9 protein-coding genes are annotated in these 14,311 nt (G+C 54.4%); all 9 read right to left on the bottom strand.

What is annotated here, in order from left to right; translation table 11 throughout:
• Window positions 1-9 precede the first annotated feature (9 nt).
• A complete protein-coding gene (locus tag OKC28_RS06660; protein ID WP_270688310.1) occupies window positions 10-1,419 on the bottom strand; it encodes a protein kinase domain-containing protein in 1,410 nt (469 codons plus the stop codon).
• Window positions 1,394-2,131, bottom strand: coding sequence for a PP2C family serine/threonine-protein phosphatase (locus OKC28_RS06655; RefSeq protein ID WP_270688308.1), 738 nt, complete (start codon window positions 2,129-2,131; stop codon window positions 1,394-1,396). The genes OKC28_RS06660 and OKC28_RS06655 overlap by 26 nt, the downstream gene beginning before the upstream one ends.
• Window positions 2,131-2,802 carry a vWA domain-containing protein gene (locus tag OKC28_RS06650; RefSeq protein WP_270688306.1) on the bottom strand — a complete coding sequence of 224 codons (672 nt, stop codon included), beginning with the start codon at window positions 2,800-2,802 and terminating at the stop codon, window positions 2,131-2,133. Before OKC28_RS06650 ends, OKC28_RS06655 begins: the two co-directional genes overlap by 1 nt.
• A 322-nt stretch (window positions 2,803-3,124) precedes the next feature.
• On the bottom strand, window positions 3,125-3,838 hold the full coding sequence (locus OKC28_RS06645; protein WP_270688304.1) for a M48 family metallopeptidase: 714 nt from the start codon (window positions 3,836-3,838) through the stop codon (window positions 3,125-3,127).
• Window positions 3,838-6,936, bottom strand: coding sequence for a type I restriction endonuclease subunit R (locus OKC28_RS06640; RefSeq protein WP_270688302.1), 3,099 nt, complete (start codon window positions 6,934-6,936; stop codon window positions 3,838-3,840). Before OKC28_RS06640 ends, OKC28_RS06645 begins: the two co-directional genes overlap by 1 nt.
• A complete protein-coding gene (locus OKC28_RS06635) occupies window positions 6,933-8,996 on the bottom strand; it encodes a DUF262 domain-containing protein (RefSeq protein WP_270688300.1) in 2,064 nt (687 codons plus the stop codon). The genes OKC28_RS06640 and OKC28_RS06635 overlap by 4 nt, the downstream gene beginning before the upstream one ends.
• Window positions 8,989-10,443 carry a DUF262 domain-containing protein gene (locus OKC28_RS06630; RefSeq protein ID WP_270688299.1) on the bottom strand — a complete coding sequence of 485 codons (1,455 nt, stop codon included), beginning with the start codon at window positions 10,441-10,443 and terminating at the stop codon, window positions 8,989-8,991. Before OKC28_RS06630 ends, OKC28_RS06635 begins: the two co-directional genes overlap by 8 nt.
• On the bottom strand, window positions 10,440-11,834 hold the full coding sequence (locus OKC28_RS06625; protein WP_270688297.1) for a restriction endonuclease subunit S: 1,395 nt from the start codon (window positions 11,832-11,834) through the stop codon (window positions 10,440-10,442). The genes OKC28_RS06630 and OKC28_RS06625 overlap by 4 nt, the downstream gene beginning before the upstream one ends.
• Complete coding sequence (locus OKC28_RS06620; protein ID WP_270688295.1) at window positions 11,834-14,296, bottom strand: N-6 DNA methylase; 2,463 nt, start codon at window positions 14,294-14,296, stop codon at window positions 11,834-11,836. The genes OKC28_RS06625 and OKC28_RS06620 overlap by 1 nt, the downstream gene beginning before the upstream one ends.
• Window positions 14,297-14,311 lie beyond the last annotated feature (15 nt).

Raw genomic sequence — 14,311 nt, 5'->3', positions numbered from 1 at the left:
GGCGATGCTTTACCAGTTAAAGATCCAGACTGGATGAGTGGCTGACATATCTTCCAGATGCAGGGCAAATCGGGTGTTGGAGCGACTCTCAGCTTTCAGAAGTTGGCGCTTTTGGATCGGACTGGTTTTGCTGTCCGAGATTCTCTGCAGATGGAGCTGCTGACCCTCGGCAGGGATTATGTACAGCCCGTTGCTGGTTAGCTCAAGTTGGCACAGGGGGGCAGAGTTATGGTAAAGCGCGCTGGCCGGATCCAGTTTTTTTAGTGAAACGGGTTTATCGGCAGTTATGACGATGCCACTTTGCGAATTGATCCAGCCGTTACCCTGCTGTTCACTGTCATCAGCTTCAAATTCTGGTGTGTAGTAGTAGTGCTTTAACAGCAAGAAAGCGCTCGGATTGATGGCACCATCGCAGAACGGACATTGATGAGCACGATTGTAGATAAAGCTTTGCCCGCACACTTCGTTATTGCAGGTGAGAGTGGCCATACTCGCTTGCTCAAAAGCTTCGGCCCACTCCATCATTGAAGGGCGCCCCAGGGGATTATTGAGTCCCTCAGTGAAGCACTGCTGGAACAGGCTCGTAAGCTTTTTCGTCATCGCTACGGTAAACAGTCCGCGTTTTCCCGGCACTGCGGCATTGGTATCATCCATCGGATCCTCAATCCACGGCAATTCACCCCCAAGCGCTTTTTCCTCTAATGCTTCATCACCCTCAGTCACCATCTCGCCTTTAAGTGGGTGCATGAAAGTCAATAGTTGGAAGGCAATCACCGCAAAACTCCAGGAGTCAGTTAATGAACTCATCCCCGCCTCACATCTGACCAATTCCGGTGCGCCGTAGTCGGGCGTGTAGACCGCCTGGTTATCGATAACGCCATTGGTCGCCAGATTGTCGCAGTCAATCAGCCACACTTCACAAAAGTTGGGGTCGCCGGAGACAAACACGTTATCTGGCGACAAGTCACCATAGGCGATACCACGGCCATGAAGTTCCGCTAATTGACGTGCTAGCTTTCCCAACAACTGGTAACGACGCAACAGGCCACCAGTTGCTTTGAAAACGCTGAAATCTTGCGCTACAAGTAACGCTTCGTAGGAGTCATCGAGGATCTTACGTAAGGGAAGCAGTTCGTCCATCATCTCCATGATGTAACCCGGCTTTGGTTCTGTCAGCATGACAATCGGCCGGGCTAGGTGGAGACCATCCAGATCCTGCCTCATTACCCAGCGGATCCGTTTCGACCAGCTTGTCAGCTTGTTGTCATCCTCGAAGTTGACGAATTTAGCCAGATAGCCGGTAGTGTCGGTACTGAACACCTCACCCTGTCCGCCTTCCCCTATCTTACGGGTTAGTCTCCATTCACCACCTTTCTCGTCTTTCGCGAAGGTATTATGATTGTGTTTCGGCGCAGCCATGTCCGTTTCCTAAATAGATTGCCGCAAAGGTTTTGTCGTCTCCGTGCAGCGGTACAGGCCAATTGTCAAGCTGATGTTTTAGCCATTTCTTGGCATGTCTGGAGTTTTTGAAATTTAGGGCTTTGCGCATCTCAGAGGCAAAGGCGGAATAACTTTCGGGCAGGAGATCGTCACTGATCCCGTCAGTCATCATCGAAATTTCAATGCTATTGGTTGTCTCTTCAAAAATGCGCCATCGCCAATCGGATAATTTCTTGGCGATACCTAGTCCCGTTGTTGCATTACCAAATGCTTTGTCAGTGGGAGAAAGCTGCCAGCTATCGTTATTAACCCGACCATAAATGAGCCCATCACCAAGTTGTGCCGCTAAAGTACGACCGTCAGGCAGTACCCAGGCAAACAAGCAAGTTGTGACTGCATCCTGAGTGCGAAGTGGCTGTACCCGCTGCACCCATTGACGGTGGATTTCCGGGATAAGTACTTTGGGGCTGAATCCCGAATTACCCAGCTTTTTTATTGCTGCTTGTACGGCTTTACAGGCTTTGCGGGCGCCAATGTCGGCATATGGTCTTGAGCCCATGCCATCGCAAACAACCGCCAAGGTGCCTAGCTTACCGAGCCTTCGCAGCATCAAGGCATCCTGATTTGGCAGGTTATCCAGAATGTGTGCTGGACCTCTGACTGAGCCACCGAAGAGTTGAACTATAGACATCAGAAATCCAGTTCTTCGTCATCCTCTGGCATTCCCTGAATTTGGATTGGGGCAGCCAGTTCGGGATTGGCGCTGCGCGTGCGGGTAGTGACACTCATGGTAACGGCGCGGAAGAACTTGTGAATGTCTCTGGCATGTTGCGCTTCAAACAGAGGTGCTTCAGGATCATCGATAAAGTCTTCCAACATAATCCGGTCCGCATCCTGACCGATCGCCATCGCGATACGGGATGCCTTGCTGGCCCGCTCAGAGCGATTCAGGGCTTCTAATGGCGCTTCCCAAGCATCGGTTGCGTAACCATCAGACACCAATACGATAACCGGTCGATAGGCACGGGACGGAATGACCTCCTTATCCTCTAGCAGCATGCGGGTTCGATTCAGTGCCGCGCCGAGAGGCGTCAGTCCAGTAGCCTGCATCGGAGATACATCGGTGATGTCCTTTGCCGCAGTTAGTGGCAGATGTTCGTTAACGCTTTGACCGAAAGTGATTAGCCCAACCTGAATTTCGGCACGAATCCGGCTTTCTTCTGCAAATGTGGTAATCATCTGCTTGACCGCCTCATTAAGCGCTTCAATTTTGCCATCTACTGACATACTTCCGGAGGTGTCACACAGCAGAATCACGGGTAACGGCCGAGGAGTGTTCACGACAAAATCATTTAAAGCCATTTGTGATCCTCATCTCAATTTTATTGAGGGCTTGTTTTTTTATATAAAACGTGCGAACAGGTGTAATTTTTACCTTGACTGAGCGCTGGCTATAAAGCCAGCGAACCTCGCCCTAAAACACACCGAACCCACCCAATTATGCCATTTTTATGGTCATTTCTCGTGTTTCAATAAATTGATGACTCATAATGGCTTCTGGATATTATTATTTCATGTTAGGGACTTTTTCGCATCTCCCTTTAGCAGCTCATCACTCAGCCCGAGCGTTTTTTTTCAAGATAGTGGTCGCGTAAACCGGTCCTTAGGCCGATCGCTTTTGTGCTTAATACCCCCACCGGTTAAACGCCAGCGGCATCTTGTTCAGCTTCTCTCGGTGCTCCCGCCAATTTGGCAGGTGCAGATCCATCAGGGAGATAAATCGCTGGTTATGTTTGCGTTCTAACAAATGCACCATCTCGTGAACAACGATAAATTCCAGGCACTCAGGGGGCTTCTTGACTAATTCGAGGTTAATCCAGATGCGAGCCGTATCTGTTTTGCAGCTACCCCACATGGTCTTCATGCGTTTGATACCGACAAAAGAAGGTGCAACCTTGAGCATCTCCTGCCACTTGGTAATAAGTACCGGAAGCCGCTGGCGTAGCAGTTGGCGGTACCAATCAAGGAGCAACGCCTCACGGCGAGCAGCATCATAGTGGGCAGGCACCCGCATACGGATCCAGCCCCCCTGCAGCTTGACGCTGTGGGTGCCCTCGGTCGGGATCACATCCAATCGGTAGCCTCGCCCCCAAAGATAGTGGGTCTCTCCGCTACACATCTTGCGCTCGCTCTGACGCGGCTGTGCAACAAACGCCGCCTGCTGCTGACGGATCCAGGCCAGCCTGCGCACCACCGCGACTCTGATGGCAATGTCCGACAAGGATGCGGGTGCAGAGACCCGAACCCTTCCATCGGGTGGCAACACATTGATGTGCAGGTTTTTGATGCCCTTGCGCTGCAGATCAATCGTCAGCTCACCTATGGTGACCTGTGCCATCAATGATACTCCTGCTGGGCTTTGACCAGGGTCATCACATCTGCAACTGTCACATCGTACCCCTTGATCTCTTCCGCAATGGCAAAGGCGATCTCCCGCTCTTTGAAGCGGTTCCCATACCAGTCTGCTTTCTTGGTGTATCTCACTACTGTATCGAGGCGGGTCACCAGCACCTCATCTTGCCCCAGGTTGTCATAGAGCGCCCGCTTGGCCGAGGTATCGACACTCGCAGGATAAGCCCCGGCCCCACCACTGGCTGGTCGCTTCACCTTGATGGCCAGCTCACGCACTCTCTCCAGATATTCCTGATAGGAGATGGCCTGGGAGCGACGTAGCTCGATCAGCTCATTTAACAGTACCGACATCTTTTCGTAGTACTTGGGATTGACCGGGTTCTCATCGACTATGGTACGACGTACGTTATTTTCGATGGCCTCAGCCATCGCCTCACTGTCTTTACGCAGCCCCTCTGGGGCACCGTCGAGCGCCTCAGCCCCACGTTCAATGATCAGCTCCAAGAGCCCCGACTCCTCGAAATCCATCAGGGTTTCACTAGGGTCGGCATCAACATAGAGATCCAGCATCTGCCGCATCGCTGGCTCGAACTGTTTCATATCGACGTGATCACAACTGGCCACTTTGATCATGTCACGCACCTTGGTGTAGTGCTCCACCTCGCGGCGAATAGCGGCTGCCTGGCCGGCACTATAGCCCGCCTCCTCCAACTCACCAGCCAGCGTAGTGAACGCCCGGATCAACTTGGCAACGAACTGATAGAGCGTTAAACGTAGAGCTTCCTTGTCGAGCAGTTCATCCTCATCGGCGCCAGGAGCACAGCAGAAGTAGTGCTGATAATCCAACTCTTCGCGCGGTGCCTTGACCGGCTCACACAGGGTGCGTACAGCCTCCAGGGCATCATCAAGATCCTGCTTGCCTTGTGCCAATCGATCTTTAAGCAGTCCGGCCACATCTTCCTTGTCGTAACCCTCAAAGGCTTCTGCGGTGTAATCCTTAACCGTCTGCTCCAGCGAGCGGAACAAGTCCTTATAATCGACGATGTAGCCATAATCCTTGTCGGCACCGTCGAGCCGGTTAACCCGGCAGATGGCCTGAAAGAGGTTGTGATCGGCCATCTTTTTATCGATATAGAGGTAGGTTGCCGACGGCGCATCAAAGCCGGTCAACAGCTTGTCGACTACGATAAGCAGCCGCATCCGACCCGGCTCCTTGATAAAGCGCTGCTTGACCGCTTTATCAAACTCCTCCACCCGCTTGGCGGCCTCGTCTTCACTCTGGTCAAAAAAGCCCGCCAGCATCTTGCGGTAGATCTGGTATTTAGCAAGCTTCTCGGTCAGCCCCTCGCCGGTCTCCTCTCCCTTGATCGTATTGGCATTGGGTTGATAGCTGGTGATGATGGCGCACTTGTCGGCAAAGCCAGCCTGACTGAACAACTCATAACTCTTACAGGCCTGATAAACGCTGGCGCAAACCAGCATGGCGTTGCCACGGCCATCGGCCAGCCTGGGCTTGCGATCAAAATCGAGCAGGATATCGGCCACGATCTGCTCGAGTCGTGAGCGGCTCGAGAGCAGCTTTTGCATCGAAGCCCACTTCTCCTTGAGTTGCTGGCGCCCAAGCCGCGAAAGTGCACGGGTCTTTACCTCAAACCACTCATCCACCTTGGCTTGAGATTTGACCCGCTGATCGATGTCGCGAGCCTCATAGCGCAAGTCCAGCACCACCCCATCGCTCACCGCCTCGTCAAACTTGTAGGTGTGAATGTAGGGGCCGAACACCTCCACCGACTTCTTCTTGTCTTTCTTCATCAGCGGTGTGCCGGTAAAACCGATAAAGAGCGACTCGGGCAGTATGCTCTTCATGGCGCCATGCAACTTACCTGACTGGGTACGGTGACACTCGTCCACAAACACGAAGAGTTTACCCTTGGGGGCAAAGTCGGCCGGCAGGTTGGCCTTGAGCTCGTCGATAAACTCATCGCCATCAAGGCCGGTCTCTTCATCTTCGGTATGGCGGCCAAATTTGTGCACCAAAGAACAAAGCAGCCATGGCTGAGCTTCATCCAGGCTGCGCACCAAATCAGCGCCACTCTTGGTTCGCAGGATCTCCTCCTCAACCCCGGCGAACACCTTCTCAATCTGCTCATCAAGCTCGGTGCGGTCAGTGATAATTAATACTCGGCTATCCGGTACATTCTCGCGGATCCACTTGGCCAGCCACACCATGGTCAGGCTCTTGCCACTGCCCTGGGTATGCCAGATGATGCCGCCCTCATGACGTGCGATAAAGCCCTTGGCCGCCGTGATACCAAAGTACTGGTTATGACGGCAGGTCTTCTTCGCCCCGCTATCGAACACGATAAAGTCGTGGATTAACTCGAGAAAACGGCCCTTGTCGCAGAGCTGGGTCAGATGTTGATCCAGCAGGTTGCCCTGCGATGTAATGCCGGCTTCTTTCCACTCCAGATAGTACTTCTCCGGGGTTTCGATGGTGCCATAACGCACGCCTTGGCTATCATTGCCCGCCATCACCAACTGCTGGGTGGTGAAGAAGTTGCGGATAAAGTCTTGCTTCTGGTTGTCAAGGTTTTGCCGGATCCCCTCACCGATAGAGACGGTGGATCGCTTTAGCTCAATCACCCCAAGCGCAATACCGTTGACGTAGAGCACCAGATCCGGCCGCTTGGTGTTCTCCCCCGCAACCGTCACCTCCTCCGCGATGGCAAAGTCATTAGCCTCTGGATTGGCCCAATCCACCAGCCAGACAGTCTGATGCTGCTCGCCCGCCCCGACCTTCTCCTTCACGCCGTAGCGCAGCAGGCGGTAGACCTCTTTATTGGCATCATAGAGCTGACGCCCCTCCCCCAGGCTGGCCGCCCGTTCGAGCTGGCGCAGCACCCTGGGAATAAGCGCGGCATCCACACCACGCCCAGCCAACCAACTGGTCAGCAAGGCGGGTTCGACATTGCGATTGTTGGGCCGGGTGTGCCAGTCACCCAGATAGCGATAGCCCAGCACCTCGATAAAAAACCGCACGACTCGCTGCTGGGTAGCCTGCTCCCGTTGACCAACAGTGCTCATGGATATTCCCTCATCTTGCTAGCCTCAGCGGCCAGCACTTCTAGCATCTGCGCTTGGTGTTCTGCGATCTCGGTTTCCTGCCAGCGGCCTTTCTCTTTCATCAACCGGATCATGGCGAGCAGCTTGAGGCTATCGATCTGGTTGTTGACAAGGCTCACTTCAAAGTGCTCCTGCTTCTGTTGGGGCTGGAAGTTACTCAGGCGCGAGTTCTTGCTGTGGCTGATAAGGCAAAGGTTGCCAAACGAATGGAGGGCACTCTGCTCGACCGGTTGATAACCATCCATCGGATGCTGGGGTGAGAAGTGTTCCACCGAACTGCGGAACGTAAACTCGAAACGGCGATACAACTCCATATCACGATCTTTATCTTGATTGCGATTGGTAACCCACAGCAGGTAGTCGAGGAAATTGAAGACAAAGTTGTTCTCGATATGACCGAAGCGAAGTTTGGATGTAATCACCTCGTGCCAGCTCTCATCCACCTCGATTGCGGGCAACAGGGCGTTATCAAGGTAGAGCATCTGGTAATAGGAAGCCCCTTCACCCGGTGCCAAAAAGCGCAGGAAGACAAAGCGGCGAGCCTGACTCTCCAGATAGGACAGATAAGCCCCCGCCCCTACCGGTTGCTCAGGGTGACAGTTGTCGAACAGATAACGCAGAGCGCCGTTCAGCCAGTGCTTGTAAACCAGGGTCGGGGTCGACACATGAAACGCCGACAGCAACATCAGGATCCGCCGATTGACGCCAGCAAAGCCGTCCTCATTCTCATCAAAGGTATTGATGTAGCTGACGCTCTCTTTCGAATACCAGTGCAGCCGTTTCAGACTCCAGCCATCCTTGCCATCGGCAAACTCGCGCTTGATGATGAACTGATCAAACAGATACTTGCTCTTTAACAGGCCATAGACAAAACGCTGGACTGCCGCTACCGGGTCAGGTTGCCTTATCACTCGCAGCTCAAACTGATCGACCAGTTGTTTATCATCAAGCGGCACCCCCTCCGTATCAGCCGGGCCGCGACTTACGAGTCGCAGCACATGGAGCAAAAAGTTGGAGAAGTTGATGACGCTGTTAAAACGCTCCGAGCCTGCGCTCTCCTCCTCCACCTTCTGCTCTCCATCGAGCTTGTCATCCTGCAAAATAGCCAACAAGGTGCGACCCTGGCTACCGGCAGCTACACGACTTTTATCGGCAGCGTCGGCAGCGTTAGAGGACCCTAGCAGATCAAGCAGATGGGCAAAATCACGGGGCACAAACTGGCCCCAGTCATTCTGGCCAAACAGGCGGTGACGCTCATCCGGGGTAAAACCGTACTGGATATAGCGCTCCATATTGGCGCAGGCATCCCATACCCGGGTCAATACATGAATGCTTTGGCGACGACTCTCCTCTTCGGGGATCTGGTTTAACGTCTCCATCAGCTTCGCCTTGATCACCTCATGCTTTTCCAGCTGCTCGCCGCGATTGTTCATCGCCTCGAAGAAGTGGTTGAGATCGGTATCCTTGGGCACCTCGATACGAGAGATCTGCACATGCGTGAAGAGGTAATCGCAAAAGGCCGTCAGTTTAGCCCCCACCAAACCAAGATCAGCCATTGCCTTGCCAATCAGTTCAAAACCGTTCACCAGACCTTCATTGAAGGCACTTCCCCGCAAATCGTGGGGAGCCACCCCCTGCCATAAGCGCTCGAAGGTATGGCTCGATACCGGGCGGCTTTCAAAAGTGAGGTTGATAGCGTGATACCAGTTCATCTCTACCGCATCTTTCGCGTGGTGTTTAAGCCAATTGGCCAGCAGAGAGAGGGTAGTAAAGCGCTGCTGGCCATCGATCACCTCGAAGCTGCCGTCGCCCCGGGCAAACACCACCAGAGTGCCGATATAGTAGGTTTGCGGCCCCTTACCACTGGCCGATTTTTGCTGATAATCCAGCACATCCTGCAACAGCTGGGTGATCTCTCCCTCGCCCCAGGCGTAGTTGCGCTGATACATGGGCACCAGATAGCGGGCGCTGTCTTCGAGCAGTGCACGGATGGAAAAGGGGCAAACGCCTGCATCACTCATAATATTTCATCTCCCGAAACAGTCCGACCAGCTCATCTTCGGCGCCGTTGCGATTGTTCTTGTTCTCTCGGCTGCTCATGCTAGGCAAAGGGAAGCCGTGCAGATCTCCCGGCAGGCGGGCATCACGAATGGCACGGATCAGATTGTGCTCCAGCACATAGTTATCCATGGTCGCCAGTTGCACCACCTGTTGGCGAATGCGGCAGCGATAGGCCCAGATAAAGCACTTCTCGATAGCCAGTGACAGCCCCTGACTGCCGAACTTGTCGATATAGAAGATCAGGGCGCAGTCGAACATGGCCCGCACATAACGATCCCCGGTGCGATGACGCTTCGCGTAACTGCCCAGGGTAAACAGCACCTTGCTGGCCATCGGCGTCAGCGTTTCCCCGAGCAGGGTGGCAGATTGCGTCTTGCCGGAATCAGACTCCTCGGCCACGATAGCGGCGACCCGCGCCTGGTAGTACTCGGCCATCTCGAAAAAGCGCCGGCCATTGATGATCATCTGGTCGAGATGAAAGGGAAACGTCATGCGCTGACCATCTATCTTGCGCTGGTACTGGCTGTTGTACTCATCGACAAAGTGATGGGCGATACGCAGCGACTCCACGTAGGGATAGTGCCCTACCCGGTCGAGGTTGACCCCCTTGAAGAGATCCACCTCCCCCTTGCCAAAGTAGCGGGCCGACTTGCCCTCGGCCCACTGGCGTACCCGATAGAGATAGAGGGCGAACAGATTGGCCAGCTCGTCGCTTGGCAGACGCTCCCAATGGGCGACCGCCTCAGCTTTCAGGCTAGCCTCATACTCGGCAAACTCGCGCAGGTGAAATGCCTTGAGCAGATCGTGGGGGGCCAGATCGCGCCCCCGGGCATTTTGCGAATCGAAGAACTGGAACGCCTCCGAGATATCCTGCAGCACAAAGCAGACCACCTGACAGCGATTGAGCAGAAAGTCGATTTGCTGCTCGTCAAACTCAGGGCGGGCCACCAGCCGGCGCAGCTCCAGATAGTTGCGTCTGAGGTTGTACTCCGAATCCCGGCTTGGGAAGTGCTGGCGCTGCATAAACGCATCGATAGGTCCACGCAAGGCCTGCAATTGCTCACGCAGATCCTGACGTTGAAAGCGGGTGCACTTCTCTTTGCCGCTGCGACTTTCGTCATCCAGCACCTCGATCAGCGCCTTGACGGTCAACATCAGGGTCAGGGTACGTTGCTGGCCATCGACGATATCAAGCATCTCGCCCAGCTTGCTATCGGCATGCTGATGAAACACCACCGAGCCCAGCCGGTAGGCGCTCTTGTCCTGATGGGTCGCCAGATCGGTAAAGAGATCCGAGATATTCTTGGCACCCCAGCGGTAAGGTCGCTGATAGCTTGGGATGGCCAGTTGGGGAATGGCCAGCAACTGGCGTACCGACCGCACCTGATTATTGATGCTCTCCATCATGCCTCCTGCGGCAGCGGCAGGCGGATACGGCCAGTCAGCAACTGCTGCATCATTCCCTGTTTCAGGGAGCGGGCCTTGGCCAGTTTTTGCTCCAGCGAACTTAGCTCGCTATCCATATCGGAGAGAATGGTGGCGATGGCGGTTTGTTCTTCTAATTTTGGGTATGGAACTGGTAAGCGCCCCAGCGCACCACGAGCAATACGTTTATGAGTTGTTCCACCCACCTGTTCCAATACAGTTTTAAACCACTCTGAAAAAGAAAAATATTGATTATAAAAATCTCTATACGCTGTTTTTTTACTAGGTCTGAATATGGAAACATCTACGGATGTGATAACTTTACTCTCACCGATATTTGGTAAAATACACGCTCTGCCAGCAGGTTCAGCCAAACGGCAGATGAGCAAGTCTCCTTCCTGAAGCAGCTTACACTTCAACTTATCAAACGAAGCGTCAGATATGTATTTTTTATTTTCTTTCTCTACATATCGCCCTATACCAATATTGCCTGTTTGTATAAGCCGCGTTCCATGGTCAGTTATATGCTCAGCTTCAACCCAGTCACCATCATCAAATAAGAATTTTTGGTAATCTGCCAACTCATAAATAGTCTTTATCTCCCAATCCTCCGGGATTTGTCCCAGTTCGCTGGATTTATAGCCTTTGGGGGTGCCGTCGGGGCGCAGGGCGAACTGCGGCAGGCGGGTACGGCCGGTCAGCAGTTGCTGCATGGCGGCTGTCTTGATGCCCTGTTTCTTGGCGACCAGCTGCTCCAGCTCACCTATCAATGCATCGGTATCTGAGAGAACAGTAGCTATTGCAAGTTGCTCGTTCTTATTCGAAGGGATAAAAATTTTCAGCTCTCGTAGGGTGCTTTGATTCAGATTTATCATCGTAGTACCTACGGATGAACTCTCTATCGCAGCAATTATCTCCTTGCTTGAAAGAACTCGTTGTATAAATCGAGACTCACAACTCGACTTAATCCGAATAATCATTGACCCTGTACCACAGAGCCAACCATTTTCCTCAATCCCAACTACAGCACAACGCCCCATTTCTCCTCTGCGGCCTATAACAATGTCACCAGTCTGAAGTCTAAATTCTGAGAGCTTTGTGGCCGCCGTCGTCGATATGCTCATGGATGATGTCGGAATAATACCCCCATCAATAATCTGCATTGGATTTACTATTGGTATACCATCAATGACGTAATCAGACTTGTGTAACGCACTCCCAAATGGACCGGTTCGAAATGATGCATACATTCCGAGCTTCTCGATAATCCAATCTTCAGGAATTATGCCAATTTCGGTCCATTTAAAGCCCGCCGGAATAGCCTGCGTGGCCACCTTCTCGCCTTCTTTATGCTGAATCATCTGTTCCGCCATTATGCCCACTCCAGCCCCATGACCTTAAGATGGGCCACCACTTTGGCCTCCAGCTCGCTCACGTTTTGGGTGAGTTGTGGCAGGGAACGGCTATAGCGCTCCTCCAGCTCCTTGACCCGATTCGCCAACTGCTGGGTGACCCGCTCAATCTCGGCTTCCAGCGCGCCGCGCAGGCTCGCTTGCCACTTCTCTTCCACCAGCAGGGTTTTGATCTCGTTATCCTGGAGCTTGGGGTAGTGGGCAAATACCGCTTTATCGAGGGCGTCGCTGGCCTCTTTATGGGCCTTCTTGGCGCGGGTCTCGGCGTCGAACAGCTGCTGCGCCTGCTTGAGCACTGCCAGCTCCTCCTTGTCGGTGGCGAGCCTGATGCGGGCCTTGACGCTAGCGGCGGTCACCTTCTCCTTGTCGTTCATGGCATCGACCAGTCCGCCCTCTTCCCCGCTCTGCTCCTCGATAAAGCTCTCCAATGTCTGGCTCGCTTCATCCAGCGCGGCTTGCAGGGTATCTAGCTCCTTTTGTTCATTGGCAAAGAAGCGGGCCACCAGCAAGGCGGGTGGGATCAGCTCGGCCTTGTGCTTGGCCTTGCCAATCACCAGATCCGGGTTCTCTTTGATCTTTTCGCCCTTGTCGGCAATCAGCTCGCGCAGCACCCGGCCTGCCTGCCAACCATCTTGGGAGAGCACATAGAGATCGTCTTGCAGCTGGTTCTGCCAGTAGTCCATCAGCAGCTGATAGATGGCATAGGGGTCGAGCAGCTCACCGGTCGCCTCGGCGGCGGCGCGGTAGCGCTCCAGCAGCGCTTCACTCACCTCGTCGATCAGCGCCTTGGGCGAGTCGCCCTTGGCAAACTCGCCGAACTGGCACTCGCTGAACCACTGGGCGAACGGAGCCAGCGCCGCTTGTTTGAAGCGGGCAAACTCCTCACAGGCCAGTATGGTGCCCTTGACCTTGGCAGCGGCTACCCGCGCCTCACTGTAACCGGGACGCAGCGGGGCAAACAGGGTGGCCTTGAGAGTCGGGAATACCCGCCAGTAGGGGCCAAGGGCCGCGATATCGCGCTCGGGGATCCCCCCTTGCAGGTGACCGGCCAGATCGTGCAGATCTTCCCCTTCGCTGCCATCGATATAGCGCGGGATATTGAGGTTGTAGTCGTTGCGGGCGATCTCGCTAAGTGGCACCCAGCGGCTGTAACCAGCCAGGGTCAGGCCACGGGTGAAGGTATCGACAATCTTGTGGATGTCCTGCTCGCGCAGCCGGTTCTTGTTGCCATCTTTGATAAAGCCTTTGCTGGCATCGATCATAAACAGCCCTTGCTCATTGCCAGCCAGAGCATTGAAGGCGCGGGTGTGGGCGCTCTCTTTGTCGATAACGATGATGCAGGCGGGAATACCGGTACCGTAGAAGAGGTTGGCAGGCAGACCGATGATCCCCTTGATGTAACCCTGCTTGAGCAGGTTCTCGCGGATACGCGCCTCGGCATTGCCGCGAAACAGCACGCCGTGGGGCAGGATCACTGCACCCTTGCCGGTGCTCTTCAGGCTCTTGATGATGTGCAGCAAGAAGGCGTAATCGCCGTTTTTCTCTGGCGGCACGCCCCAGACAAAGCGGCCGAACTCGTCGTGTTCGGCATCGAGGCCACTGGTCCAGTTCTTGTTGGAAAAGGGCGGGTTGGCCACGGCAAAGTCGAAGGTCTTGAGCTGGTTGTTGCCCTCCTTCCATTGGGGCGCGGCCAGGGTGTTGCCCTTCCAGATTGCTGCAGTGGGGTTGTCGTGCAGGATCATGTTCATCCGCGCCAGCGCACTGGTGGCGTTGTCCATCTCCTGCCCGTAAATGGTCAGCCCCTTGGGGCCCGCCTCGTCGCTAGCCTTGAGCAACAAGGAGCCAGAACCACAGGTGGGGTCGTAGACGGTGGCATCTTGCGGGGTCTGGCGGCTGATACCGATCACCTTGGCCAGAATACGCGACACCTCGGCCGGGGTGTAGAACTGCCCCTTGGACTTGCCTGATTCGGTGGCGAAGTGGCGCATCAGGTATTCGTAGGCATCACCCAGCAGATCATCCCCTTCGGTACGGTTGGCCGACAGATCCAACCCCTCGAAGATGGCCACCAGCTTGGAGAGGCGGTCGATCATCTCCTTGCCCTTGCCGAGCTTGTCTTCGTCGTTGAAGTCGGCAATGGTGATCACCCCCTGCAGATCGTTGGCAGTAGCCAGCGCGCTGATGATGGTGTTGATCCCCTCGCCTATCTCCTTGCTGCCCTTGAGCGCTACCATGTCATCAAAGCTCGCTCCGGTCGGCACCTCGATCATGGCGTACGGGTTGCCCTTGGCCTTGTCGGATACGTATTTTACAAACAGCAGGGTCAGCACATAGTCCTTGTACTGGGAGGCATCCATCCCGCCGCGCAGCTCATCGCAGCCAGCCCAGAGGGAGGAGTAGAGTTCGTTTTTCTTGATAGCCATGAGTCAGGTATTCCG

This window comes from Aeromonas sp. D3 (assembly GCF_027705025.1).
Classification (GTDB): domain Bacteria; phylum Pseudomonadota; class Gammaproteobacteria; order Enterobacterales; family Aeromonadaceae; genus Aeromonas; species Aeromonas salmonicida.
The sequence above is the reverse complement of the archived record's forward strand: the minus strand, read 5'-3'. Positions and strand labels throughout refer to the sequence as shown.